The sequence below is a fragment of the Promicromonospora alba genome, from assembly GCF_042654905.1.
GTDB lineage: Bacteria > Actinomycetota > Actinomycetes > Actinomycetales > Cellulomonadaceae > Promicromonospora > Promicromonospora alba.
In genome coordinates, this window is record NZ_JBHSFI010000009.1 from 13,637 (window position 1) to 37,896 (window position 24,260).

Genomic DNA, 24,260 nt, shown 5'->3' on the forward strand with positions numbered 1-24,260 from the left:
GCCCGCCGAGCATCCCTCGGTGCTGCGTACAAGTTACCGGCACCCGGTTTCCGCTGGCGACCTTCGTGAGGCCACACGGAAGTAGGCTTCATCGATGTGCGAGCCGTCACGATATCTGGACCGGGCCCATCAGGGAAACTCTCCCTTTCATCCCTGAATCCCCCGATTGCTGGCCAAAGGGACGTGGTGATCACCGTCGCTGCAGCCGGCGTGAACCGTGCTGACCTGCTCCAACGCGCCGGATACTACCCCCCTCCGCCGGGTGCGCCCGACTGGCCGGGTCTTGAGATATCGGGAATTGTGAAGCGTGTCGGCCCCGGCGTGTCGCGATGGCGCGCCGGTGACCGGGTGGTTGCGCTGCTCGAGGGCGGCGGTTATGCCGAGGAAGTCGCGGTCCGCGAGACGCAGGTGCTCCCGGTGCCCGACGGCGTCGACCTGGTCGATGCGGCGGCCCTTCCCGAGGCGGCGTGCACGGTCTGGAACAACCTCGTGGACGTCGGCCGGCTGCGTGCCGGGGAGTGGGTACTCGTCCATGGCGGTTCGGGCGGCATCGGCAGCTTCGCGATCCAGGTCGCGCGGGCGCTCGGCGCGCACGTGGCCGCGACAGCCGGCGGACCCGAGCGCACGGCCCGCTGCGCCGAGCTCGGCGCGGACCTGGTCATCGATCATCGGGAGCAGGACTTCGCCGACGAGGTCCGGCGGACGACCGACGACCACGGCGCCGACGTGGTGCTCGACCTGCTCGGCGGCGGCGCGCTCGGCGACAACGTCCGAGCGCTGGCCAGGGGCGGGCGCCTGGTGGTCATCGGCATGCAAAAAGGGCGCCGGGGCGAGCTCGACCTCAGCGACCTCCTGGCCCGGCGCGGGACGGTCACCGGAACACTGCTCAGGTCCCGGCCGGCGGACGAGAAGGCGCGCATCGTCGCTGATACCGAACAACACGTCTGGCCGATGGTCGCGGACGGGCGCGTACGGCCAGTGGTGCATGCCCGCATCCCGTTCGCGGAGGCGCAGTCCGCGCACGATCTGCTGGAGTCAGGAGAGGCGTTCGGCAAGGTTCTGCTCGTGCCCTGATCATCGCGTGCCTATATATAGGCATGGTCGACAATTTCGGCCGCGCCAAGATGCTGCAATGCGGACGACAGGCAATCCGGGCAAGACTGGACTCATGACCGACGAGCGAGGCATCCCCCAGTCAGACGAACGGCGCGACGACCGTCCCGAAGGAGCGCCCACCGTGCACCCCCAGGTGGTGACGCCCGACGGCGCCGCCGTGCCGCCGGGACGCAAGCCCGAGGGCTCCGCGGAGGACGCGATCGACGAGGCAGAGGCCGTCGTCGGTCAGGTCGAGGAACCGGCAAAGGTCATGCGCATCGGCGGTATGGTCAAGCGGCTGCTCGACGAGGTCCGCGACGCACCGCTGGACGAAGCGGCCCGGACCCGCCTGGCCGAGATCCACGAACGCTCGATCCGCGAGCTCGAGGACGGCCTGTCCCCCGACCTCGTCGACGAGCTGCACCGGATCACGCTGCCGTTCTCGGACGACTCCGCGCCGTCCGACGCCGAGCTCCGGGTGGCGCAGGCGCAGCTCGTGGGCTGGCTCGAGGGCCTGTTCCACGGCATCCAGACGGCGCTCGTCGCGCAGCAGATGGCTGCCCAGGCGCAGCTCTCGCAGATGCGCCGCGCGCTACCGCCCGGCTCGGGGGCGTTCGGCCCGGGCGGTCCTGGCGGACCCACCATGCCAGGCGCGCAGGACGAGGGGTCCGGCGGCGAGCGCCGGACCCCCGGCCAGTACCTCTGAGTCGCCTATCCTGACGTGTTCGCCCTGCTGGTCCCCGTGGGACCGGCAGGGCGAGGTCAAGAGCGCTCAGAGATCGGAGGGGTCTACCAGAAAGCCATCCTCGTCGGCGATCTCGCCTCCCGCGGCGGCATGGACGGCGCCGGCAAGCCGGGCCACCAGCTCCGCCGCGCGCTTCCGCGCGACTCGTAGCTCCATGGACGGGAACTCGCGCTGCGACTCCACGAGGTCCTGCGGCTCCCAGTGCACCCAGTAGCGCACGGCGCCCTGCTCGGCCCACGGCAGGCCGCGCAGCAGGCGCGGCAGCCTCTCCTCGCCGGAGATCTCCACCGAGACGATCCCGTCGACGTCGAGGTCCACGATCAGCCCGTACCCGTCGAGCACCCGCGGGCCCGTGAGGGCCTTGATGTCGTAGTCGTCGGCGGCCGCGTGCAGCTTCTTGCGCAGCTCCGGGTCCAGGGGGTCGCCGGGGTAGAGCGGCTTGTCGGCGATGCCCCGGGGCGGGCCGCCCCACTCCTTGCCCTCCATGTGGAGGCGGGCGCGTGGGTGCACCTTCTGCAGGATCGTGAGCGCGGCCTGCGGGTCGAGCCAGACGTCGGAGTAGACGGTCATGTCGATGGCCGCGCCGGCGTCGGGCGTGAGCACCACGCCGGCGCCAGGCTTCGCCGTCGGGCCGCCGGGGGCGTCCCAGAGACCGCCTACGTCCAGACGGAGGGAACCGCCCAGCCGGCGCGCGACCGAGACGAGCCACTCGATCAGGCGGCGCTCCTCGCGCTCGGGCATACCGGCTGCGAAGGCCCGGCCGATGCCGTCGCGGTCGCCCGCCGGGAACGGCACCTCGCCGCGCTCCCGGTGGCAGACGATGTCGAAGGCCATCTCGGCTCCCGGTGGGACGCCGAGATCGAAGCCTTCACCCGCGGGCTGGTACGGGCCGTTCATCACCGCGTGCCGCGAGACCCGCAGCACGCCCACCTCCTTGCCCTGCGCGCGACGCACCTGGGGCGCGCCTGCCACGTTGCCGGGGAGGATGCCCGCCGGCACCACGTCCCAGCGGGTAGCGGAGAAGCGAGAGAGGGCGAGGACCTCGATCTCGTCCAGCTCCACGTCGCCAGGCACTGTCAGCACGTGCCGTGCCTGGTGCGCCTGCGCAACCGTGCGCGGCAGGAGCGGAAGCTGGGGAGCGGCCATCGGGGTCCCTTCTGACGTCCGGGTGTGTGCCCGGTCCGCGCCGGGCACCCGGGAGCCTACCGCTCGCCGGGTGCCCTCGGCGGCGGCGCCCGGCCCCGGCGGTCAGACCTTGGTGCGGTGGAAGCTCTTGGAGGAGCGGGACGCCGTCGGGCCGCGTTGGCCCTGGTAGCGGGAGCCGTACAGGTCCGATCCGTACGGGTGCTCCGACGCCGAGGACAGCCGGAAGAAGCACATCTGCCCGATCTTCATGCCGGGCCACAGCTTGATCGGCAGCGTCGCGACGTTGCTGAGCTCCAGCGTCACGTGCCCGCTGAACCCGGGGTCGATGAAGCCGGCGGTCGAGTGGGTCAGCAGGCCGAGCCGCCCGAGGGAGGACTTGCCCTCGAGGCGGGCGGCGACGTCGTCGGGCAGGGTGACCGCCTCGTAGGTGCTGCCAAGGACGAACTCTCCCGGGTGCAGCACGAACGCCTCGTCGTTGTCCGCCTCCACCAGGCGGGTCAGCTCCGGCTGGTCGGTCGCGGGGTCGATGAACGGGTACTTGTGGTTGTCGAAGAGCCGGAAGTACTTGTCGAGGCGCACGTCGATGCTCGACGGCTGCAGCATCGACGGGTCGTACGGGTCGAGGACTACGCGGTCGGCCTCGAGCTCGGCACGGATATCGCGGTCGGAGAGGAGCACCCCGACACGGTACTGGGCCCCAGTCACCACTGCAGCGGCTTGTGCTTCGCGTCCACCGACCAGTAGCCCTTGCGCATCACGAGGTAGAGGATTCCCTCGATGCCGCCCCAGATCGCCGGCACGAACCACGCGTTCCCCAGCGACACCGCGGTGATGAGCAGCATGATCCAGCCCAGGCCCTTGTAGCCGAGGTAGAACCGGTGCGCGCCCACCACGCCGAGCAGGATCCCGAGCAGACCCGCGGTGATGCGGGACTTGCGCCCCGGTACGTGCTCAGCGGGCGGCGTGGGGCGGTCGTAGTCGTACTGCTGCTGATAGTTCGCCGGGGCCGCACCCGACGGCGTCCTGACCGCCGGGCCTGCCGAGGTCTTCGGCGTCTTCATGGCGCGCGTCGCACCGGGCGGTGGCGGAGGCGGCGTCGGCTTGCTCGGCGGACGCGGAGGCAACCGCTTCGTCTCCTGGTAGATCGGCTCGGTGGGCTTCTCGCTGGGATGCTCGCTCACGACTGCTCCGGCTGCTCGGCGACACTCGCTCCGGAGTCCGGTTCGGGCATCCGGGCGAGGTTGGGTATGATCAGGTCGCGCGCCAGGTTCACGGGCGCTGTTGCGGAACCCTAGCGGGATTCTGAAACAGCAGATACCCGGGCAGAACCGGACGATGCGGGTGTAGTTCAATGGTAGAACTTCAGCTTCCCAAGCTGATAGCGCGGGTTCGATTCCCGTCACCCGCTCCACACGTTCCGCCCCAGGTCAGAGGATGTTTCCTGACCTGGGGCGGAGTTTTTTCCATGGTTCGGTAGCGCCGGCCTGAGTCCGCTCGTCGAGCGGCAGGAAGCCATCACGCCCAACCGGGTCGCCCTCAGGAACCCGGGTCGTAGAGCGCCGCCAACCGCGGCGTACGGTCCAACGCGCGCAAGCCATAGGCGAGCTGCTCGTACCAGGCGCGTTGCGCTTCGAGCTCGGGACTCACCTGCAGCGTGCCCCCGGGGTCGTCCGGGAAGACCATCGCCCGGAACGTGACACCTTCGTCGTCAGGCTTGTTCGGCTCGGTGAACACGCTGAACTCCCACGACTCCGCTCCCGAGCGAGAACCGGCATCGATGCGGCGCAGCGCGTAGCTGGGATGACGCACGAAGATACGAGATCCTGCCCTGACCGCCGCCGCCCCCCGCACCGGACGCCAGGGCGGCTCCGGTCCGATGTGGTGCACGTCCGAGAAGAGTTGCCGACGCAGTTTCACGTACCGAGGAGCGATCGCAGACAAGCCCTCGACAGCGTGCGCCAGGTCCATCTGGCTGTCGCAGTAGTCCAAGCTGTGCTCTCGCCCCTTGAGCTCCTCGCGGACCCAAGCGCTCAGGACGCTGTTCAGCGCGCCCAACCGGTACGCGCTCTCTACTTCCTCGACCACGAACAGAGCACCGAGATAGAGGCCGCGATACTTCTCCTGCAGGTCCACCGTGCCCCCCAGCTGGTCCGTATTGGCAGCAGACCCTACCGGGCCGTGTTGGACCAGCTCAGCCGGACACCTCGTCCGGCAGCGTCGTCAGGACGGTCAGGGACACGTGCGTCTCGCCCGGCCCGGGTTCGAGGCCGACCAGGGCGAACGCGTCCTCCCCGTCGGGGCTCAGCCAGCCCTGCGCCCACGCGTCGTCCCCCGGCTGCAGGGGCAGCGCGTCCCACCCCCGGGCACCCGCGAGCTCGTCGTCGTAGGCGTCCCGCACTGCCGCCACGTCCACCGCGGTGTCCAGGACCAGCGGGCGGGTGCGCAGACGGTCCCTGTCGACCTGGTCGACGAGCGCGTAGTAGACCGGGTCCGTCGCGCGCAGGTCCCGGGCGGCCATGTCGTCGCCGAACGCGTACTCCTCCGGGGCCGTCACACCGTCCGGCATGGCGGGCACCGCGCCCGGCGGTTCGGACGGCGCCCCCGTGCAGGCCGTCATCAGGCCGGCGACCAGGACGGCGGTCGGGAGCCAGGCCACGGGGAGCCGGACTGCCGAGCTGATACCAGAGCGTGCCCGGCGACGCTGCGCCGACGGCGACGGGCGAGACCTCATCGCCCCAGCCTGCCCGGTCGCAGTGAACGCGAGACGACGCCGGGCCGAAGAACTTCGCCGGTTCACCCGCTCCTCGCAGGAGCACCGCAGGCCGGACCCACCGTCGGACCTGCGGTGCCCGTTCTTGGGGGCTGGGTTCAGCCCCGCACCGGAGCGGTCAGGTGCAGGGAGACCGCGAGCCCGCGTTCCGCGGCCGGTACCCAGCCGCTCCAGCACCGCCACACCTGCGGGCCCTCGCTCTCGTGATGCCCATGACGCTCGGCCAGGTGGAGCATCCCCGCGAGCCGTACGGCGTCGGGCACCCGTGCGGCGACGACGTCGACGGTCAGCACGCCCACCACGTCGTCCTCGAGATCGAGGTGGTCGACACCCGCCCGGACGTCCAGGGTGTGGATGTCGAAGATGTGCGCGATCAGCGCGGTGACCCCGACAAGCTCCGCGAGGTGCGCGCCCGGCGTCGGGCAGTGGTCGGCGCCCAGGCCCGCGTCGCAGGAGCCCCCGGTCACGTCGGCCACGCCCGGATCGACCGCGCGGTCCCCCGCAGCTCGGCGTAGACGAACATCTCCATGCCGTTCCAACGACCCGTCCACACGGTGAAGCCCGGCTTGGTGGCCGGGTAGTCGGTGGCGACGGTGATGCCCAGCTGAGCCGCGATGTCCGCCCCCTCGGCCAGCCGTGCCGGGTGCACGACCAGATGGTCGCGAAACACCTCTACCCACTTGATCCGTGCGTCCCCTACTTCCGCCAGCAGGTCCGCCGCACCGGCCGCAGAATCGGCCAGGCTGCCCGCTTTCGTCGCCATCTCTCCCACCTCTCCGCGCCTACCTCTAGGCGCATAGACAGCCTGTTGGGCGCGAACTGGGCATCGCAACCGCTACGCCGAAAAGTTGCGTATACGCACTGGCTGCGGGTTAGGTGGGTTCCGTGTCTAGAGAGGGACGTGTGACTGCCGCAAGCATCGCCAAGGATCTTCGTGCCGCGATCCGCTCCGGGACCTACAAACCGGGCGATCGTCTTCCGAGCGAAGCAGCGCTCATGTCGAACTACGGCGTGGCGCGCATGACCGCGCGCCACGGCCTGTCGATGCTCAAGGACGAGGGGCTGACCGTCACCCGGCACGGCTCCGGCGTCTTCGTCCGCTCCTTCGAGCCGATCGTGCGGGACACCACCGGCGGCAAGGCCGACGGCAGCTCCACGGTGACCGCCGAGATCGACGAGACCGGCGCCGGGCTCACCGTCCGCACGCTCGCCGTCACCGCCGAGGCAGAAGCGCCCGAGAAGGTGCGGACGACGCTCGGGCTCGCCGAGGGTGACAAGGTGACCGTCCGCGAGCGGCTCCACCTGCGCGAACGCAAGCCTGTGCTGTTCGCGACGTCGTACCTGCCTGCGTCGATAGCTGCCGGAACGCCTATCGCTGCCCAGGAGGTCGGGCCGGGCGGCACCCACGCACGCCTCACCGAGGCCGGACATGCGCCGGTGCGGTTCCGCGAGGACGTGGTGGGCCGGATGCCGACCATCGAGGAGATCGAGGAGCTACGGATCGAGCCCGGCACACCGGTGCTGTCGGTCACGCGCACCGCGTTCACCGAGGACGGCACGCCGGTCGAGGTCAGCTACGTGGTGCTCGATGCCGGCGAGTTCATGCTCCGGTACGACATCGACTGAAACTAGGCCGGCCGCGCTCGCGGCTTGAGGCGCAGGTCCGGCAGGGCCGGGGCGCGCAGCGGCCCTGCCGGGTAGCCGTGCACCTGGCCGAAGCGACGCCCGGCAGCGCCTTCGGTGTACCCGGTCGCCCCTGCGTTCCCTGGAGCGCCCGCAGGGCCGAGCTCGGCGACCAGCGCCATCCAGTCGTCGCGGGCCCGCACGATGTCCTCGTGCGTGCGGCCCATGAAGTTCCACCACATGATGACGTCCTCGGCGAAGGGCAGACCGCCGATCAGCACCGCTCGCGCCGGTGCGCCCGCGGCCGCGCGCACCACGAGGGTGGACCGCCCGGGCGCCGCGTAGCCAAGGCCGGCCGGCGGCACCCCGCAGCCCTCGAAGGTCACGTCGCCGCTGTCCACCAGCAGGGCGTGCTCGTGGTCCGCGTCGACGTCGAGCCGGAGCTCCGCACCCGGCTCCAGGTCGATCTGCGCTCCCACGAGCGGCGTGTACGTCGTCGCGGGTGAGGCAAGCTGCTCGCCGGCCACCGTCAGCCTCCCGATGAACACCTGCACGACGGCGCCGTCGTACCGTGCGACCGGAAGGTCGCCGTGGTGCTCGAAGTGCGGGTCGATGCCGAGGGCCGACCCGGGCAGCGCCGTCCACAGCTGCACACCGTGCAGGAGGGGCGGGCGCCCTGCGGGCGACTCCTCCGAGTGCGAGATGCCCACCCCCGCCGTCATCAGGTTGAGCTCGCCCGGCCGGACCGCCTGCAGCGAGCCCACGGAGTCGCGGTGCAGGATCTCGCCCTCGAAGAGCCAGCTCACCGTCTGGAGCCCGGTGTGCGGGTGCGGCGGGACCTGCATGCCCTCGCCGACCGAGACGTCGTCGGGACCGTAGTGGTCGCTGAAGCACCACGCCCCCACGAGGGACCGGGCGCGCTGCGGGATGGTGCGCCGCACGTTCATCGCCCGCGGGCCGCCCAGCGGGACGTCGCGCGGGCTGAGGAGCTCGATGCCGTCGCCCTGCTCGCCCGCCGCGCAGACCTGTTCGGCCGGCCGGGTCTCGAGGTTGCTCATGCACCGAGCCTAGATCCAGGTGTGGGCCTCCGGGGACCCCGCCCGAGTCCCCCGTCCCAGGACACGGCCAGGGCCCCCGGGGCAGGCCGGGGGCCCTGGCACAACCGCGCACCGTGGTCCACCCTCAGTGAGGACCAGAGCGCCGTGTCGACGTCACGGCCCCGAAGCACCCGTCAGGCCTGGGGCACCAGGCCTGTTCTCCACGGACGTCCGGACGCGGGCGGTCTTCCGGCCCCGTTCAGGACCTGTGGCGTCATCCACAGCCCGCACCGCGGTACGGGACGTCCTGTCGTTCTCCGGTCAACCATGTGTCCGATGCCCGGGCCGGTCGGTACCGCTGCAGCGCACCGCATCTGCACCCGAATCGTCGAACCATTGCCACGTTTCTATCCGCGTGTCGCGGGAGCGGCAACTGCTCCAGCGTTGTAATTTTCACCCCGCCTTTGCCCACAGTTCTGTCCACAGGAACAAGCGCGGATTTCCCGCACCACCCACAGGGCTGTGGACAAGATCTGTGGATAACTAAAGGGTGATCAAACCCAGGCGCGTGACCCCGGGGCGCCGCCTGCCGTCGGGTCGCTGCGTGCGTCCAGCTCCTCCGACCCGGTGATGAAGCCACCGTCGTCCACCAGGATCCCGCCGATCCGGCTCTGGAGCGCCACCGCGAGCCGGGCGAGGGAGGCACGCATGCGGGCCCGGGCGATCACGTGCAGTCCGGACGCCTGCTCGAGCTCGAGCTCGTAGGGGTCGGCAGGGGCCCAGCTCAGGCGGTAGGCGAACGGCCCGTAGCTGCGCCAGTCCAGCGCACCGAGCGCACGCGGCACCCGGTCGACGCGCTCCACGTCGACGACGAGCGCGCCGTCGTACGCGGTGCTGCCGGCGAGCGTGTAGCGCGGCGACCCGTCCGGCGTGACCTGCTCGGCGGAGACGTCGGCGGTGGCGATGAGCGAGCGCAGCATCGGCAGCACGTCGCCCGGCAGGAGCACGTGCGCCGCGTAGAGCGCCACGTTGACCGACGCGGCGGGGTCCGGGACCAGCGGCTGCCTGCCGTCCGCGAGCACCCCGCCACCGGACTTGCGGGCCGCCGCGACCATCCACTGCACTATGCGCAGCTCCTCGCCCTGCGGCAGGGCGTGCGGGAAGGTGCGGGCGATGCCGTCCCGGTCGCCGTACGACGTCGGAGCCGCACCGCGGACGTCCCGCAGGCCGTCCGCGCGGGCCACCGAGTACGCCTCGGCCTTCGTGGCGGAGATGCTGAGCTCCGCGAGGTGCGCCTCACCGACCTCGAACGGGCCGGTCGCCACGTGCCCTTCGCCCAGACGCATGACACCCGGCACCAGCGCGTCCGGCTGCGCCATACCGCGGAACCGCGCACCGGCCATCCGCCGAGAACCCGAGGTGCGGGTCGGTTCTCGGAGCCACTCGATGTCGGAGAACCACGCGGCAGCGAGCTCGCTGACGGTGACGGGGCCGTTCGTACTGGGCAGGATCAGAATGTGACCCGAGGCGTGTTCCGCTGGAATCACACCCGCCAGAAATGTCATGCGCGCACTTTACTGCGGGTCACTTTCCGCGATGATGCAGGCATGTTACAAGGAGGAAACACGTTCGTGACAGCAGGCGCGGTTTATTTGGGCAGCGTCCGACATGTATGCCTTTGGATATTCATTGGCGACTGAGTCTCACCACAAGAGGACGGCAGTTTTTCTATCCGCCTCCAAAAGGACGGCGTAAGAAGCCTTAGCGTCATCGTCACCACGAAGCCACCCTCCGTTGCCGCTCCGGTCGGGCCCGTACCGCGATCCTGGGTTCCAGTTACCTGACGACGCGGGCATATGATGTCAGCATGCCCAAGATCATCGGGAAGAGCCTGCACGAGCACCGGCAGATGACCAGGCACAAGCTCTTCACCGCTCTGTCCACGCTCATGGCGGAGCGCGGGTTCGACACCATCACCCTGGCCGACATCGCCGCAGCGGCGCACGTCGGCCGGACTGCTGTCTACAACCACTTCCACGACAAGGAAGCGCTGCTCCTCGGGTTCATCACGCACGAGACCGAGCAGTACGCCCACACGCTGGAGCGCGCGCTCGACGGCGTGGACGATCCCGTGGAGCAGCTGCGCACCTACATCCGCCAGCAGGCTCAGCTCACCCGCGTCTTCCACCTCGCCCCCGGTCCGGACCTGCGGACGGTCCTGTCCCGCGCCACGCAGCAGCGCCTGCGTGAGCACGCCGACATCGTCGAGGCGATCCTCCGCCGGATCCTCACGGCCGGGATCGATGCGGGTACTTTCCCGCCCCAGGACATCGAGCCGACGGTGCATCTCGTCAACGCCTGCCTGTCCGGTCGCCTCATCCCCGACGAGCCGCTCGCCCGCGAACGCACCATCCGCGCCGCGGAGTCGTTCGTGCTGCGCGCGGTCGGGGCGCGGGAGCGCGTACCGGCCTGAGCCGGAGGTGCAGCGCAGGGTGGGGGCCGAGGAACGAGGCACCCGCCCGGAGCGGAACCGCAGGCTCAGGCCGAACAAGTAGAGGCTGAGCCGGAGGTGCAGCGCAGGGTGGGGGCCGAGGAACGAGGCACCCGCCCGGAGCGGAACCGCAGGCTCAGGCCGAACAAGTAGAGCCTGAGGTCGAGCCCCCTCTAGATCCAGCGCTTCCAGCGGAAGACGCCGAACAGGCCCACGCTCACGGCCAGCATCGCCACGAGAGCGACCGGGTAGCCGTACGCCCAGTCGAGCTCCGGCATGACCTCGAAGTTCATGCCGTAGACCGTGCCGACGAGCGTCGGGGCGAACAGGATGGCCGCCCAGCCCGAGATCTTCTTGACCTCCTCGCCCTGGCGGATGCTGACCTCCGACAGGTGCTTCATCTCCTCGTTCTGCCGCTGCGCGACCAGCGTGGCGGCGACCGTCAGGATGTCGCGCAGCGCGGCCCGGAAGACCTCGATGCGGTCGGCGGCCTCGGTGAGGTGGTCCGCGACGTCGCGCAGGTAAGCCTGCAGCTCCGGGTCCACGCCGTACTTGTCGGCGCCCTTGGCGAGCGAGGCGCACAGCGCCTGCTCCGGCCGTACCGCCCGCTGGAAGTCGATGACCTCGCGGGACAGCTCGTAGATGCGCCGCGACACGTCCGGTGCGCCGCCCCAGACGTCGGACTCGATCTCGTCGATGTCGTGGTCCAGCCCCGCGACGACGGGCGCGTACCCGTCCACGACGCTGTCGAGGATCGCGTACAGCACGGCCTCGGGTCCCCGCGAGAGCATCGCGCGGTCCGACTCCAGGCGGCTCCGTACGGCCGCCAGGTCCGGCGAGGCGCCGTGCCGCACGGTCACCACGAAGTCGGGGCCGACGAAGACGTGCAGCTCGCCGAACTCGACCTCCTCGGCGTCGTCCAGGTAGCGGGCTGCGCGGAGCACCACGAACAGGGTGTCGCCGTAGCGCTCGATCTTGGGGCGCTGGTGCGCCTGGATCGCGTCCTCGATGGCGAGGGGGTGCAGGTCGAACTCGCGAGCGAGCGACGTCAGCTCGGCCTCGTCCGGGCGCTCCAGCCCGATCCAGGCCATGCCGCCGGGCCGGGAGCGGAGTGCGCTGAACGTCTCCGCGAGGTTGTCGTAGCCGGCGGTGCGGATGCCGTCGTCGTAGATCGCGGCGGCGACCACCGACGAGCGGGGCGCGGGTGCCACGGCGCGCGGGGCGACGTCGGGCACCACGCCGACGGTGCGGCGCGGGCGCCGGACGCCGAGCAGCGGACGAGAAGGGCGGGAGGGCAGGAACGTGGCCATGGGGAACTCCTGGGGTCGAGCGCAGGAAAAGGACTGCGAACGGACACCGCAGCGGAGACGGCCGAACGACCGGTGGACCTCACGCCCGAGAAGGGCGGAGCGCACCGGCGCGCGAGAACCCGCGGAAAGGCGGGAGGGGAACCGTCAGCTCAGCTGCGGTTCGGACTACTCGGAGGCTCGCTACGTGTCATGCGCGCCACCTCCTTGGCCCAAGCGGCGGATCGCCGCGCCGTACGTTCTCGACGGAGGCCAGTCTAGCCACGTCGAGGCGCAGAATCGAACCCTTTCGAGAGCAGGATCACATAACTCGTCACCAGGCGTCGTGCGGCCGGTGGTGCGGGCCGGGCGGAGTCTGGAACTCGTGCGGCGTCGGCGACAGGTAGGCCCGTGCGAACTCCAGCGACGCGGCCAGGTCGTCGTGCCGCTCGGCGGCGGTGCGCGCCGCGCGCGTGGAGATCTCCACGCAGACGTCGCCGCTCCAACGTCGCGCGACCAGCTCCTGCAGCACCTTGTCGGCCTGCATGCTGCCGCGACCGGGCACCAGGTGCTCGTCGCGGGCCCCGAAGTTGCCGTCCGCCAGGTGCACGTGCCGCAGGCGGTCGCCGAACGTGTTGAGCAGCGTCAGCGCGTCTTGCTGCGCGACGCTCGCGTGCGACAGGTCGAGGGTCACTGCGTCGTAGTCGTGCTCAGCCGGGTCCCAGCCGGGCAGGTATGCCTGGAACTCGCGCTTGCCGCCGCGCCAGGGGTACATGTTCTCGACGGCGATCGTGACGCCGGTGGTCGCGCTCAGCTCGCGCACCTGCTCCTGGAACTGCCGGGCGTACTTGTACTGCCAGCGGAACGGCGGGTGCACCACGACGGTCCCCGCGCCGAGCTCGAGAGCCATCTCCGCGGTCCGTTCGAGCTTGGCCACCGGGGACCGCCCCCAGACCCGCTGGCTCACCAGCAGCGTCGGCGCGTGCACCGAGCGCACGGGCATGCCCGTGTCGGCAGCCAGCTTCGCGAGGGACCGGGGGTTCTGGGTCACCTCCTCGGACCAGACCATGACCTCGACGCCGTCATAGCCGAGCTCGGCCGCCGACTCGAAGGCCAGCGGCACACGGCGAGGGAAGACCGAGGCCGTCGAGAGCGTGACCTGCACGTCAGGTGCAGCGGGCTCGTGCGGTTCGGTCCGAATCGGTTCGGGCATGCGGGCCACCTTAAAGCGCCTACGTGACTGTGATGTGACCAGTGGGTTCAGATGGGGTCGAAGTGCGGGTTCAAGTGAGCAGGCGTTCCTGTACGACGTCGCGTGCCGCCTGCGCCGTCGAGCACTCGAGCACCGTCCGTGCCAGCTCGACGCACTCGTCCCGGGAGACGCCTGCCAGGGTGCCTGCGACGTCGGCCAGCGCGCGGGGGGTCATGGACAGTGACGTTACGCCCAATCCCACCAGGACAGGAGCAAGCAGCGGATCTGCCGCCGCCTCGCCGCACACGCCTACGGGAGCACCATGCATCGCGCCGCCCTCACACGCCACTCGGACGAGCTGCAGGACGGCGGGCTGCCAGGGCGTCGACAGCGCGGCGACGCCGGCCAGGTCGCGGTCCGCCGCCATCGTGTACTGCGTGAGGTCGTTGGTGCCCAGGCTCGCGAACGACACCTCGGCCAGGACGTGGCGCGCCTGGAGCGCGGCAGCCGGCGTCTCGATCATCACGCCCGACTGCTCGAGCCCGTGTGCCGCGCAGGCAGCCGCGAAGTCGCGTGCCTCGTCGACCGTGGCGACCATCGGCGCCATGACCCAGACCTCGGCGGTCTCGGCGGCGGCGGCCTGCGCTATCGCGTCCAGCTGACGGTCCAGCACGTCGGGGTGCGCGACGGCGGTGCGCAGCCCGCGCACACCGAGCGCCGGGTTGTCCTCGTGGTCCGGGGTGAGGAACCGGAGCGGCTTGTCGGCACCGGCGTCGAGCGTACGGACGACGACCCGGCGGCCCGGGAAGTGGGACAGGACCGCCCGGTAGGCGGTCACCTGCTCCTCGACGCTGGGCTCCTCGCCCCGCCCGAGGAAGCAGAACTCGGTGCGGAACAGGCCGACGCCGCGCGCACCGGCGGCAGCGGCCGCCCGGGCCGCCGCAGGGTCCGCGACGTTCGCCACGAGCTCCACCTCGGACCCGTCGCGCGTGACGCCCCTGCCGTCGAAGGTGGCGGTGGTGACGGAGCGTCGGGCACGCTCCACCTCTGCGGGCGACGGGGCGCGCAGGACGACGCCGAGCGTGCCGTCGACGACTATCTCCTCGCCGTCGGTGAGGTCGCCCGCTCCGGGCAGCGCCACGACTGCGGGGATGCCGAGGGCACGGGCCAGGATCGCCATGTGCGAGGTGGGGCCACCGCGCGCCGTGACGACCGCTGTGACCACCGCCGGATCCAGCATCGCGGTGTCGGCCGGGGCGAGGTCGCTCGCGACCAGCACGAACGGGTGCCCCGGGTCGGGCACACCGGGCGGGGCCGCCCCCGTGAGCGCGGCGACTATGCGGTCCCGGACGTCCCGTACGTCGCGGGCACGCTCCGACATCGGCGGGCCGAGGGCCTCGAGCTGGTTGGCCACCGAGCCGGCGGCGTCCCACACCGCGCGCTCCGGGGTGAGCCGGTCCTCCCGGACCCGCCGGGCGGCACCCGCGGCAAGGGTCGGGTCGGCGGCCATGGCGGCGGTGACCGCGAGCACATCGGCCGCGGTGCCCGACGCGCGGCTCGCCCGCTCCGCGAGGTCGGCCTCCACCCGGGCGGCGGCCTCCTTGACGGCACGAACGGCTTCGTCGGCAGAGCCCGACAGGCGGGTCGTCCTCGGCTCGGGCACGCGGGCCGGCATCCGGACCACCGGACCTGCTGCGCGCCCCGGGCTCGCCGGAACCCCCGTGAGCCTCTCGCTCGTCATCCGTACGCTCCCCAAGGCTCGTCGTCGCGTGCGCTCGGAACGTTACACGCGAGCGCTCCGCCGGGCGAGGCTCGGTTTTTCGGAGGAGGCCGCACCTGGATGGGCTGCGGGACGGGCGCGTCGGGCGGAAGCGCCGGGCCGGACGACGGGACCGCCAGAGCAGGCAAAGGGCTGCTCTCGTGAAAGTCCGCCGTCTGGCAAGATGACACCATGGCCGAGGCCCTGATCGTCGGATCCCCCGTCGCCGGACGGGTGGTCGCGATGCGCGACGTGCCCGATCCCGTCTTCGCGGAGAGCATCGTCGGCCCGGGGCTCGCCATCGATCCCGACCCCGAGCTCGGGGGGCGCGTCGTCGCACCGTGCGCCGGGGTGGTGGTCAAGCTGCACCCGCACGCGTTCGTGCTGCTCGTCCCGTCTGCTGATCCGCCGGAGCCGGCCGGGACCGCAGGGCACGCCGGCGGCCGGGGTGTGCTGGTGCACCTCGGTATAGACACGGTCCAGCTCAAGGGTGCGGGCTTCGACCTGCTCGTCGCGGAGGGCGACACGGTCGCGGCCGGGCAGCAGCTGATCGCCTGGTCCCCCGCCGAGGTGTCCGACGGCGGCCGCTCACCCCTGGTGCCGGTCGTCGCCCTGGACCTCGGGCCGAAGGGTCTCGAGGAGCTGGTCCGGCCGGGCCACCGGGTGCAGGCAGGCGACCCGCTGTTCCGCCTCCCGTGAACGTCCCTCCCGGACCTGTCAGATACTTCAGGAGGTGTCAGACGCTCAGGTCACCTGAGTGACCTGTGGGTCTGACAGGTTCGTGAGGTTCTGACAGGTCAGGCGGCTCGCGCGGCCAGCACCTCAGGAAGCTCGGCCAGCGAGTCGATGACCGTGGCCCGCGCCGCCTCGGGGCGGAGCGCGTGGAGGTAGCCCCACGGGCCGCGGCGCAGCAGGATCGGCCGCATCCCGGCGTCGGCGGCGGGCAGGACGTCGTTGTCGAGCCGGTCGCCCACGTAGGCGATCTCCTCGGGCGCGACCCCTGACAGCTCCGCGACCCGGGCGAAGAACCCGGGCTCCGGCTTCTGGACACCCCATTCGTCGGAGGTCCTTATCGCGCTCGCAGGCAGGTCCATCGCCTCCAGCGCGGCGCGCGCCTCGGGCGGCTGGTTCCCCGCGATGACGACGTCGAAGCCCGCCTCGCGCAGTGCGGTCAGGGCCGGCCGGACGTCGGGGTAGAGGTCGTCGGCGTCGAACCCGTTGCGCAGGCCGTCCGGGTCCTCCCTGGCCCAACGGGCGATCTCGGCCTCGAGGTCCAGACCCGGCCGCAGCATCTCGAACGCGTCTCCGTGCGGCAGATCGAGCGCGGCACAGCCGCCGAGCACGCCGAGGAACGTGAGCGGGGGGACCCCGAGCCGTGCGGCCCAGCCGAGCCAGATCCGGGACTCGTCGATAAGCGTCTCGCCGACGTCGAACACCACGGTGCGCACCATGGGCCCGACCCTAAGACGTGTCAGACCCTCGGGTCACTCGGGTGACGTGAGGGTCTGACACGTCAGGGGGATCGGAGGTGGCGGGTGAGGATCGCGAGGACGCGTTCCGGTTCGGTCCTTGCCGCGGACGCCGGTAGACGGAGGTGGATCGACCCGTCGCCGTTGTCGAGCTCGGCGTCCCGCAGGAGATCGTCGTACCAGCGGGACGCGTCCATGTGTCCGATCCCGTCGATCTCCACCACGAGCCGTCGCCCGTCGTCGAGAATCCATTCGGCGTCGAGGAAGCGGTGCCGTCCCCGGGCATCGATCCGATGTTCCTGACGCTTGGGCTCGGGCAGGCCGTTTCGACGGCACAGCCCGACGAAGTCGATCTCGCTGAGGGCATCTGATCCACCCCGGATGTCGGCGACGCTGCGGCGCATGAGATCACGGAAGCGCACCTGACCCACCCTCTCGAGCTGGTCCCACAGCTGCTCCGGCGAGGCCTTTCGTTGCTGCACCACCGCGGCGAGCAGCCCGACGGCGGTCCGGGGCGACTCCTGCCAGGCCGCCGCATCGACCGCGCACCGTTGCACCGTGTGTACGGGCAACCGGTCTACGCGCACGATGTCCTCGGGCGCAGGCCGTCTCGACTCGTGCACGACGACGCCGGGGAGCCGCCGCGTCTTCGCACCCCGCGGCACCACGATGTGCGTGCCCTCCCGATCCCAGCCGCGCAGTCCGTGCTTGGCCAGACCGGTCCACGAGCCGAGCGCCACCGGTGGTTCGGCGTCGAGGACCGCTACCCAGAGTTCTGCCTCGCGCGGCAGGGGCCCCGTGTGCAGTACGACGACGTCGCTCGTCGCCGCGCGCCATCTTCGGGCGGCGAGCTGGCTGGCGACATGCCGGGCGGAGATTCCGACGCCGGCAAGCTGGGCGCGGGTGACCACCGCATGCTGACGGCGAGCGAGCTGCACCAGCCCGGGTGTCCGCTCGAAGTTTCGTGATCCGGTCATGCCTGGATCCTGCGCCGGCGATCTGCGCCGCCGCTGGGCGCCCTCGGCAGCCTGTGCGCGGAACCCTCTTACCGGTCCATGTGGTCGCATTCGAAGCCCTGGAACTGCGTCGCGAGGGTCTCCCGGTCCGGCCGACAAGTTTCGCTCCGCATCCAGCCACAGCTGTCAGACCTCCCCGACGTGTCAGACCCTCAGGTCACTCGGGTGACTTGAGGGTCTGACACGTGCGCGGGTTTCTGACAGGTCAGCCGCGGAGCGGGAGCGTGAGGCCTGCGTCGCCGTCCGGCACCACGCGGACCGGGACGCCCCAGTCCTGCTGCGCCAGGTGGCAGGCCGGGAACACGTCCGGGTCCGGCTCGCCGTTCGGCAGGAGGGGCACCTCGTCGCACGACGCCGCCTTGGCCGTCACGTGCAGCACGCCCTCGGCCACCTCAGGGTTGATCACCAGGTCACGGAACAGGTCGGTCCCGTTGCCGGCACCCGACAGCAGCAGCTCCGGCGGGGTGGCGCTGACCTGGAGCGACGTCGACGGGCCCCACCGGTCGTCGAGCTTCTGCCCCGGCGCGGGCGCGAACGGCACGTCGAGCCGGAGCGGTCCGGCGCCGACGTCGGTCGCGGGCCGGGCCATCCGGTGCGCACCGCCGTCGAGCACCTCGCCCGCCAGGCTCGCCGGGAGCGCGACCCGCGTGAGCCGGTGGGCCGCCGACTCGACGACGACCAGGTGCACCGCGCCGTCCACCACCTCGACGAGCACGTCCGACGGCTCGGCCAGGTTCTTGGCCAGGGTGGTCACCTCGGCGGTGGCGGGGTCGTAGCGGCGCAGGGCGCCGTTGTACGTGTCGGCGACGACGACGGAGCCGTCGGGCAGCGCGGCCACGCCGAGCGGGTGCTGCAGCAGCGCCTGGTCGGCGGCGCCGTCGCGGTGCCCGAAGTCGAAGAGGCCCTGGCCGACGACGGTCTGCAACGGGCCGACAGATCTCCCGGCGGCCGGATCGAAGCAGCGCAGAGCCGATGACTCAGAATCCGCCAACCAGACTCGTCCGCTGGCGTCGACCGTCAGACCTGACGGCTGTGCGAACCAAGCGGTCATCGGATCGCCGTCCTGAAGCCCCTCATTCATCGTCCCCGCCACGAGCGCGATCGAATCCTCTGCCGGGTCGTACTCCCACAGCGTGTGGTTGCCTGCCATCGCGACCAGGACCTCACCCCGCTCCGGCAGGTAGGCGACATCCCACGGGGAAGACAGCTTCACTGCGTCGGGCCGGTCGTCCGCTGTGCCAGGAACGAACGGACCCCACTTTCCGTCCTCACCCAGGACGTTCTCCTGGCCGCCGACCATGAATTGCTGGCCGGTCCCGGCGAGGGTTGTCACGGTGCCGTCGGACAGCCGAACCCCACGCAGGGCGTGGTTAGCCGTGTCCGCCACCACGACGTCGTACCCGAGGTCAGCTGCCCCGTTTGGCACCAGGCACAGCCCGTTCGGCTCCGAGAAACGCGCCTCGCCCGGACCGCCGTCGGCCAGACCACGCTCGCCGGAACCGATGCGCCGCACGAGCGTCTCGCCGTCCGGTGCCAGCTCGGCCAGCGAGTGGTGCCCGGCGTCCGCGACCAGGAGGTTCCCGTTCGGCAGGGCGAGCGCCTTGGCGGGGAACCGCAGCGTGCCCGACGCCGGAGCGGGCGGCACGTACGGCCCCGCGCCGCGGTGCAGCGTGCCCTTGGCCGAGTGCTCGGCGATCAGCTCGGTCACGAGGGCGGCTATCGCGGAGCCGTGCCCCTCGCCCGCCATCTGCGCCACTATGTAGCCCTCGGGGTCGATGACCACGAGCGTGGGCCAGGCCCGCGCGGTGTACGCGCCCCAGGTGACCAGCTCCGGGTCGTCCAGGACCGGGTGCCGCACCTCGTACCGCTCGACGGCGGCCGCGAGCGCCTCGGGGTCCGCCTCGTGCTCGAACTTGGGCGAGTGCACACCGACGATCACGAGCTCGTCGCGGTGCTGCTCCTCGACCTCGCGCAGCTCGTCGAGCACGTGCAGGCAGTTGATACAGCAGAAGGTCCAGAAGTCGAGGATCAGGACGCGGCCTCGAAAGTCTGCCAGCGACAGCTCTTTGCCGCCGGTGTTCAGCCAGCCGCGCCCGATGAGCTCGGACGCGCGGACGCGGGGAAGGTTCTGGACTCCTGTACGCACGAGCCCATTGTCACTCTCGGGGTGAGGCGTCCTGCCCGGTGTCCGGCCTGCGGGCACGCCACTGCTCGACAAGTGCCTTGTCGGCGCGGCGGCGCGTGAGATCGCTCTTGCTGGAGTGCACTGCCGCCCGGTGCGCGAGCAGAGCGGCGCGGTCCCGCTCGAGGGCCCACATGAGGGCCTGTCGCACGTCGGAGCGGGTCACCCGCGCGCTCCGCGTCTCGTCCATCGTCCCGATCATTTTCGCCGTTCCGTGTTTGCCGGCGTCCAGAGCGGGCACCGCCAACGATTCAGGAGGTTTTCCGAGGATGTTTTGTGACATCCCAGGTCTTCCTGGCTTTCACCCGGCCATGGTTGGGTGGTAGCAGAGGAACGTACCGCGCAAACCTGGCGGGGCGATATCCGCCTATCGGATGACTTTCTGGGGCAGACCGGCGTGTCGCCCTCGTGGGGCCCGTGTGTGTTGGTGGGTGAGGAGAGGATCAGGGCATGGACCGCGACCAGGCCAGGAAGATGAAGGAGCAGCTCGCAGCCTTCGCCCGAGAGCTCGCCGAGAAGCATGGAGTAGTGGCAGTACCGCGGTCCCTGGGTGCGCAGACGGAGTCGGAGGCTGCCGACGTCGTACGCGCTCCCACGCTCGCCCTGGGGCTCGTTCCCCAGGCAGGGGGCGGCTTCGGGATCGCCGTCCGCTACCGCCTGGGGATTCCCCGGGCCCGTTCGATAGTGCGCAAGATCTCGGCGGAGATCGGCCCCGAGGCCGACGTCCGGCGGACCGGGCGCATCCGCCCCGTGAGCGAGCTGGGTCCGCGCCCGCCCGCGCCGACGTCGCAGGCCGACGGCGACACGGACCGGCGCCGTCCGCTGCGGCCCGGCATCTCCATCGGCCATGTGGGAGTGACTGCCGGGACGCTCGGCGCGTTCGTGACGCGTGCGATCCCCGGCGGCAGCGACCGCGCCGGGGACGGGCAGCTGTACGCGCTCTCGAACTACCACGTGCTGGCCGGATCCCCGGAGGCCAGGCCCGGCGACGTCGTCCTGCAGCCCGGGCCCGCGGACGGCGGGCTGGCGCCGGGCGACCGGATCGGCGAGCTGACCCAGGTGGTGGACCTCGATGCGCTGGAGCCCGCTTACACGGACGCCGCCATCGCGCGTCTCGACCGGGTCCCTGTCGACTTCGACTACCCCGTGGGGCGCGTGGTCAAGACCGCGCGTGCCCTCGGCGGCGAGATCGTCGGCAAGGTGGGCCGTACGACGTCGGTCACGCGCGGGCGGGTCACCGCCATCGAGCTGGACGACGTCATAGTGGGCTACGAGGATCTCGGCGCGCTCAGCTTCGACGACCAGATCGAGGTCGAGAGCCTCGACGACCAGCCGTTCTCGCGCGGCGGCGACTCGGGCGCCCTCGTGTACCGGGAGGACGGCGTGGCGCTCGGTCTCCTGTTCGCCGGGTCGGAGTCCGGCGGACCCAGTGGCAAGGGGCTCACGTATGCCAACCCGATCGACCAGGTGCTCGAGATCCTGGGAGTCGAGCTGGCTAGGGAGCCGCCTGGCCCGTTCGCCTGAGCCAGGCACCCGTTCGGGGGCGTTCGGTATGCGCACCAGCGTTTCCCGTGCCGGGCGTGTCGGTCCCGCCGACCGGGCGCGCTGGCGTGTCCATACGGCGCGTCGAGCGCCGCAAACCCGCTGACCTGCGAAGGCGCTGTGGACCTCCTGGAGGGCGGCGCAACCGGCGAGATACGGCGAGCGAGGGGGTAGACACGGGGGACACAATGGATGACCAGGAGGTGATCGGGATGGCAACACTCGACGAGGCTCGGTCCGCAAAAGCCGCATTACGGCAAAAAGTGACCGGGCTCGACGGTGTGATCGGAGTTGGCGTCGCCCCTGAGTTCACGACGTCCCTCGGGCAGCCCCCGCGCGAGTACCCAGCGCAGAAACACGCGCAGTCCGGCACGTCCGGTAGATCATCGGTCGAGGTGCTGGCCGAGGAGGTCTCGGTCGAGCAGGTGACCGGATCCGGCGGGAGCTGGGTTCTTCAGGTCAACGTGACGGACCCCCGCCTCGTGGACAAGGTCCCGGAGGAGATCAACGACGTCGCCGTGCGCGTGCGCGTCGTAGGCGCGGTCAAAGCGGGCTGAACCACAGGCGTGCCGAAGTAGAGCGTCTGTCCGGACGCACGCTCTACTTCGGCGACCCGAGGGTGCGCGGCCGGACAGACGCTCTACTTGGGCATGTCGGTGCCGGGTCAGCCCAGGGTTGTCGGTAGGTCCGTCGGCTCGCCGAGGACCTGCTCGGCGAGGAATGCCGACACCACCTGGTACCAGACCTTGGCGTTCTGCGGCGTGAGCACCCAGTGGTTCTCGTCCGGGAAGTACAGGAAGCGGTGCTCGGTCTCGCCGTCGTCGGACGCGGGCAGACCCGACTTCGTCAGCAGCTCGAACCACAGACGCAGGCCCTCACCGATCGGGACGCGGTAGTCCTTGTCCCCGTGGATGACCAGCATCGGGGTGCGGATCTCCCCCACCGCCAGGTGCGGGCTGTTCTCCAGCGCCATCTCCGGCGTCATCTCGCGCGCCCAGTAGTAGCCGGCGTCCGTCGTGGGTCCGAACTGGTCCAGCGCCCACAGGCTCGCGTGCGTCACGACCGCCTTGAAGCGGTCGGTGTGCCCCGCCACCCAGTTGGCCATGTAACCGCCGAACGAGCCGCCCATGGCCGCAGTACGCGTCTCGTCGATCTCCGGCAGCGCCTCGGCGGCGTCGGTGATGGCCATGAGGTCCGTGAACGGCGCCCCGCCCCAGGCGCCCCAGCCACGCTGGATGAACTCCTGGCCGTACCCGGTGGACAGCGCCGGGTCGGGCAGCAGCACGGCGTACCCCTGGGCGACCATCAGCCACGGGTTCCAGCGCCAGCTCCAGGCGTTCCAGGAGCCCAGCGGGCCGCCGTGGATCCAGAGGAGGAGCGGGGCCTTGGCCTCGGGACCGGCGTCAGGCAGCGCCAGCCAGGCGCGCACCCGGGAACCGTCCTCCGCGGTGGTCTCGATCTCGGTGAGGCGGCCCGGTAGTGCGGGAGCTGCCACCGGCGAGCGCAGCAGCGTGGCGGCGACCGGCGTCCGCTCCCCCGGTGCGCCCGAGGCGAGAAAGCCCGCCAGGTCGATCCGCACGGGCTCGGCCGGGGCCGCGTAGGAGGCGCGCAAGGCGAACAGCGTGGCGCCGTCGGACGTGACGGAGAGGTCGGAGAAGACCGCGTCGTCGGCGGTCAGCCTCTCGACGGTGACGTCGCTACCTGGCAGAGCCGTCGAGAACGTGAGGACGAAGACCGGCCCGCGACCGTCGTCGTCGGCCTGGACCAGGAGGCCGCTGCCGTCCGGGAGCCAGGTGGGCCGGCCGGGCCAGCGGTCCCAGTCGTCGGCGAGCACCACCGGCTCGGCGGAGCCGTCGGTGGGCACCAGGGCCAGGCGGACCACGGGGGCCTCGGTCGGGGACGAGATGGACTCGGTCACGTAGGCGACCCAGGCACCGTCGGGCGAGATGCGCGGGCCGCCGGCGTCGGCGTCCGGGTCGTCGACCAGCACCCGGCGGTCGCCCGTCACCGTGTCGACGACGACGAGCGTGCTGCGGGTCGCGGCGCCGGCGTCGGGCACGCTCCAGGTGGTGACGAGCGTGGTGCCGTCGGCCGACAGGTCCGCCGAGTGCTCCTCGAGGTGGCGGCCGGGGCCCGTGACGTCACGCAGGTCGAGGTGCTTGCCCGACGACGGGTTCTCCTCCTCGGAGGTCTCGTCCTTGACGCCGGTGGTCCTGGGGGCGTCCGGCAGCGGAGACGCCGGCTCGTCCGTGAGCGTCGCGAGGTCGCCGGCGAAGCGGCGCACCTGGTCGGGTCCGAGGTCGTGGTCCCAGAACCGCACGGGGTAGCCCGTGTGCAGGATCGCGGAGACCTTCTGGTCCTTGCGTGCCTTGCGGAGCTCGGCGTCCTGGGTCAGGCCCTTCGCGGAGGGCAGGAGGCTCGTGGCGATGCTCACCGTGTCGGCGTCGCGGGCGGCGAGCGCCCCCGAGACGCCGCCGGGCGGGGTCGCGATGACGCGGGCCTCGCCGCCGTGGGCGGGCAGGAGCCAGAGGGCCGACGTCGGCTCGGTGGCCGAGCCTGCCGGGGCGCCGTCCGGGTCGGGCCTGGCCGAGGTGAAGAGGAGGTCGCCCGAGCGGGTGAAGACGGCGGACGACTCGCCCTTCGTGGAACGCGTGAGCCGCCGGGCCGGCGCCTCACCCACCGGGTCGAGCTCCCAGAGGGCCGTGCGGTAGCCGGTGCGCTCGCCGTCGAGCGTCTGGACTGCTGCGACGACGCGGGTACCGTCCGGGCTGGCCGTGAGGCCGGCGAGGCGCGGGATCGCTACGTAGTGGTCGAGGTCGTGGAACGGGGTCTGCGGGGATTCGCTCACCGGACACGTCTATCACGCACGCCTGCGGTTGTGGGCGCGATTTTCGCGGCTACGCGCCC

24 protein-coding genes and 1 tRNA gene are annotated in these 24,260 nt (G+C 71.3%); 8 read left to right on the forward strand and 17 right to left on the reverse strand.

Annotation, left to right across the window (positions count from 1 at the left end; all coding sequences use genetic code 11):
• The first annotated feature begins 96 nt into the window (after positions 1–96).
• Together ACFO6V_RS25510 and ACFO6V_RS25515 are read left to right on the forward strand one after the other, a co-directional pair.
• On the forward strand, positions 97–1,074 hold the full coding sequence (locus ACFO6V_RS25510; protein WP_377141218.1) for an NAD(P)H-quinone oxidoreductase: 978 nt from the start codon (positions 97–99) through the stop codon (positions 1,072–1,074).
• 94 nt (positions 1,075–1,168) lie between these two features.
• Positions 1,169–1,801: a bacterial proteasome activator family protein gene (locus ACFO6V_RS25515; RefSeq protein WP_377141221.1), complete on the forward strand. Its 633-nt coding sequence runs from the start codon at positions 1,169–1,171 to the stop codon at positions 1,799–1,801.
• A gap of 66 nt (positions 1,802–1,867) precedes the next feature.
• Here ACFO6V_RS25515 and ACFO6V_RS25520 read toward each other — a convergent pair whose 3' ends face one another.
• The 3 genes from ACFO6V_RS25520 to ACFO6V_RS25530 form a co-directional block, all read right to left on the reverse strand.
• A complete protein-coding gene (locus tag ACFO6V_RS25520) occupies positions 1,868–2,986 on the reverse strand; it encodes a hypothetical protein (RefSeq protein WP_377141224.1) in 1,119 nt (372 codons plus the stop codon).
• 102 nt (positions 2,987–3,088) lie between these two features.
• Entirely contained in the window at positions 3,089–3,664 is a 576-nt protein-coding gene (gene dcd / locus ACFO6V_RS25525) for a dCTP deaminase (protein ID WP_377141227.1), read from the reverse strand.
• 23 nt (positions 3,665–3,687) lie between these two features.
• A complete protein-coding gene (locus ACFO6V_RS25530) occupies positions 3,688–4,167 on the reverse strand; it encodes a TM2 domain-containing protein (RefSeq protein WP_377141230.1) in 480 nt (159 codons plus the stop codon).
• Positions 4,168–4,323: 156 nt separating this feature from the next.
• Here ACFO6V_RS25530 and ACFO6V_RS25535 point away from each other — a divergent pair.
• Positions 4,324–4,397 (forward strand) — tRNA-Gly (locus ACFO6V_RS25535).
• Positions 4,398–4,522: 125 nt separating this feature from the next.
• Here ACFO6V_RS25535 and ACFO6V_RS25540 read toward each other — a convergent pair.
• The 4 genes from ACFO6V_RS25540 to ACFO6V_RS25555 all read right to left on the reverse strand — a co-directional run bounded on the left by ACFO6V_RS25540 (position 4,523) and on the right by ACFO6V_RS25555 (position 6,519).
• Entirely contained in the window at positions 4,523–5,119 is a 597-nt protein-coding gene (locus ACFO6V_RS25540) for a hypothetical protein (protein ID WP_377141233.1), read from the reverse strand.
• A gap of 58 nt (positions 5,120–5,177) precedes the next feature.
• Positions 5,178–5,717, reverse strand: a complete 540-nt coding sequence (locus ACFO6V_RS25545; RefSeq protein ID WP_377141236.1) for a hypothetical protein — start codon at positions 5,715–5,717, stop codon at positions 5,178–5,180.
• Positions 5,718–5,854: 137 nt separating this feature from the next.
• Positions 5,855–6,232: a hypothetical protein gene (locus ACFO6V_RS25550; protein WP_377141239.1), complete on the reverse strand. Its 378-nt coding sequence runs from the start codon at positions 6,230–6,232 to the stop codon at positions 5,855–5,857.
• Positions 6,220–6,519, reverse strand: coding sequence for a hypothetical protein (locus ACFO6V_RS25555; RefSeq protein WP_377141242.1), 300 nt, complete (start codon positions 6,517–6,519; stop codon positions 6,220–6,222). Before ACFO6V_RS25555 ends, ACFO6V_RS25550 begins: the two co-directional genes overlap by 13 nt.
• A gap of 140 nt (positions 6,520–6,659) precedes the next feature.
• Between ACFO6V_RS25555 and ACFO6V_RS25560 the strand changes: the two genes are divergently transcribed.
• On the forward strand, positions 6,660–7,382 hold the full coding sequence (locus ACFO6V_RS25560) for a GntR family transcriptional regulator (RefSeq protein WP_377141245.1): 723 nt from the start codon (positions 6,660–6,662) through the stop codon (positions 7,380–7,382).
• A 2-nt stretch (positions 7,383–7,384) separates the two neighbouring features.
• Here the strand turns inward: ACFO6V_RS25560 and ACFO6V_RS25565 are convergent, their stop codons facing one another.
• Both ACFO6V_RS25565 and ACFO6V_RS25570 read right to left on the reverse strand, forming a co-directional pair.
• Complete coding sequence (locus ACFO6V_RS25565) at positions 7,385–8,437, reverse strand: pirin family protein (RefSeq protein WP_377141247.1); 1,053 nt, start codon at positions 8,435–8,437, stop codon at positions 7,385–7,387.
• 533 nt (positions 8,438–8,970) lie between these two features.
• Positions 8,971–9,981, reverse strand: a complete 1,011-nt coding sequence (locus ACFO6V_RS25570) for a hypothetical protein (protein WP_377141250.1) — start codon at positions 9,979–9,981, stop codon at positions 8,971–8,973.
• 302 nt (positions 9,982–10,283) lie between these two features.
• Here ACFO6V_RS25570 and ACFO6V_RS25575 point away from each other — a divergent pair, with 302 nt between their 5' ends.
• Entirely contained in the window at positions 10,284–10,889 is a 606-nt protein-coding gene (locus ACFO6V_RS25575; protein WP_116677251.1) for a TetR/AcrR family transcriptional regulator, read from the forward strand.
• A gap of 191 nt (positions 10,890–11,080) precedes the next feature.
• Here ACFO6V_RS25575 and ACFO6V_RS25580 read toward each other — a convergent pair whose 3' ends face one another.
• From ACFO6V_RS25580 to ptsP, 3 genes are all read right to left on the reverse strand, one after another.
• Positions 11,081–12,217: a magnesium and cobalt transport protein CorA gene (locus tag ACFO6V_RS25580; protein WP_377141254.1), complete on the reverse strand. Its 1,137-nt coding sequence runs from the start codon at positions 12,215–12,217 to the stop codon at positions 11,081–11,083.
• Positions 12,218–12,527: 310 nt separating this feature from the next.
• Positions 12,528–13,406, reverse strand: coding sequence for a sugar phosphate isomerase/epimerase family protein (locus ACFO6V_RS25585; RefSeq protein WP_377141257.1), 879 nt, complete (start codon positions 13,404–13,406; stop codon positions 12,528–12,530).
• 70 nt (positions 13,407–13,476) lie between these two features.
• Entirely contained in the window at positions 13,477–15,126 is a 1,650-nt protein-coding gene (ptsP, locus tag ACFO6V_RS25590) for a phosphoenolpyruvate--protein phosphotransferase (RefSeq protein ID WP_377141260.1), read from the reverse strand.
• 210 nt (positions 15,127–15,336) lie between these two features.
• Here ptsP and ACFO6V_RS25595 point away from each other — a divergent pair, with 210 nt between their 5' ends.
• Complete coding sequence (locus tag ACFO6V_RS25595) at positions 15,337–15,843, forward strand: PTS sugar transporter subunit IIA (protein ID WP_377141263.1); 507 nt, start codon at positions 15,337–15,339, stop codon at positions 15,841–15,843.
• A 98-nt stretch (positions 15,844–15,941) separates the two neighbouring features.
• Here ACFO6V_RS25595 and ACFO6V_RS25600 read toward each other — a convergent pair whose 3' ends face one another.
• The 4 genes from ACFO6V_RS25600 to ACFO6V_RS25615 form a co-directional block, all read right to left on the reverse strand.
• Positions 15,942–16,595 (reverse strand): HAD family hydrolase, encoded by a 654-nt coding sequence (locus ACFO6V_RS25600; RefSeq protein WP_377141266.1) that lies wholly within the window; start codon positions 16,593–16,595, stop codon positions 15,942–15,944.
• A 62-nt stretch (positions 16,596–16,657) separates the two neighbouring features.
• Entirely contained in the window at positions 16,658–17,590 is a 933-nt protein-coding gene (locus ACFO6V_RS25605; protein WP_377141269.1) for a hypothetical protein, read from the reverse strand.
• A 244-nt stretch (positions 17,591–17,834) separates the two neighbouring features.
• The gene (locus ACFO6V_RS25610; protein ID WP_377141272.1) at positions 17,835–19,775 is read right to left on the reverse strand and encodes an NHL domain-containing thioredoxin family protein; all 1,941 of its coding nucleotides are present in this window, start codon (positions 19,773–19,775) and stop codon (positions 17,835–17,837) included.
• Positions 19,776–19,785: 10 nt separating this feature from the next.
• A complete protein-coding gene (locus ACFO6V_RS25615; protein WP_377141275.1) occupies positions 19,786–20,001 on the reverse strand; it encodes a hypothetical protein in 216 nt (71 codons plus the stop codon).
• 260 nt (positions 20,002–20,261) lie between these two features.
• Between ACFO6V_RS25615 and ACFO6V_RS25620 the strand changes: the two genes are divergently transcribed.
• Together ACFO6V_RS25620 and ACFO6V_RS25625 are read left to right on the forward strand one after the other, a co-directional pair.
• Positions 20,262–21,335 (forward strand): hypothetical protein, encoded by a 1,074-nt coding sequence (locus ACFO6V_RS25620; RefSeq protein ID WP_377141278.1) that lies wholly within the window; start codon positions 20,262–20,264, stop codon positions 21,333–21,335.
• A gap of 206 nt (positions 21,336–21,541) precedes the next feature.
• Positions 21,542–21,910, forward strand: a complete 369-nt coding sequence (locus tag ACFO6V_RS25625; RefSeq protein ID WP_377141281.1) for a hypothetical protein — start codon at positions 21,542–21,544, stop codon at positions 21,908–21,910.
• A gap of 107 nt (positions 21,911–22,017) precedes the next feature.
• Here ACFO6V_RS25625 and ACFO6V_RS25630 read toward each other — a convergent pair whose 3' ends face one another.
• The gene (locus ACFO6V_RS25630; protein ID WP_377141283.1) at positions 22,018–24,201 is read right to left on the reverse strand and encodes a S9 family peptidase; all 2,184 of its coding nucleotides are present in this window, start codon (positions 24,199–24,201) and stop codon (positions 22,018–22,020) included.
• Between the last annotated feature and the right edge of the window lie 59 nt (positions 24,202–24,260).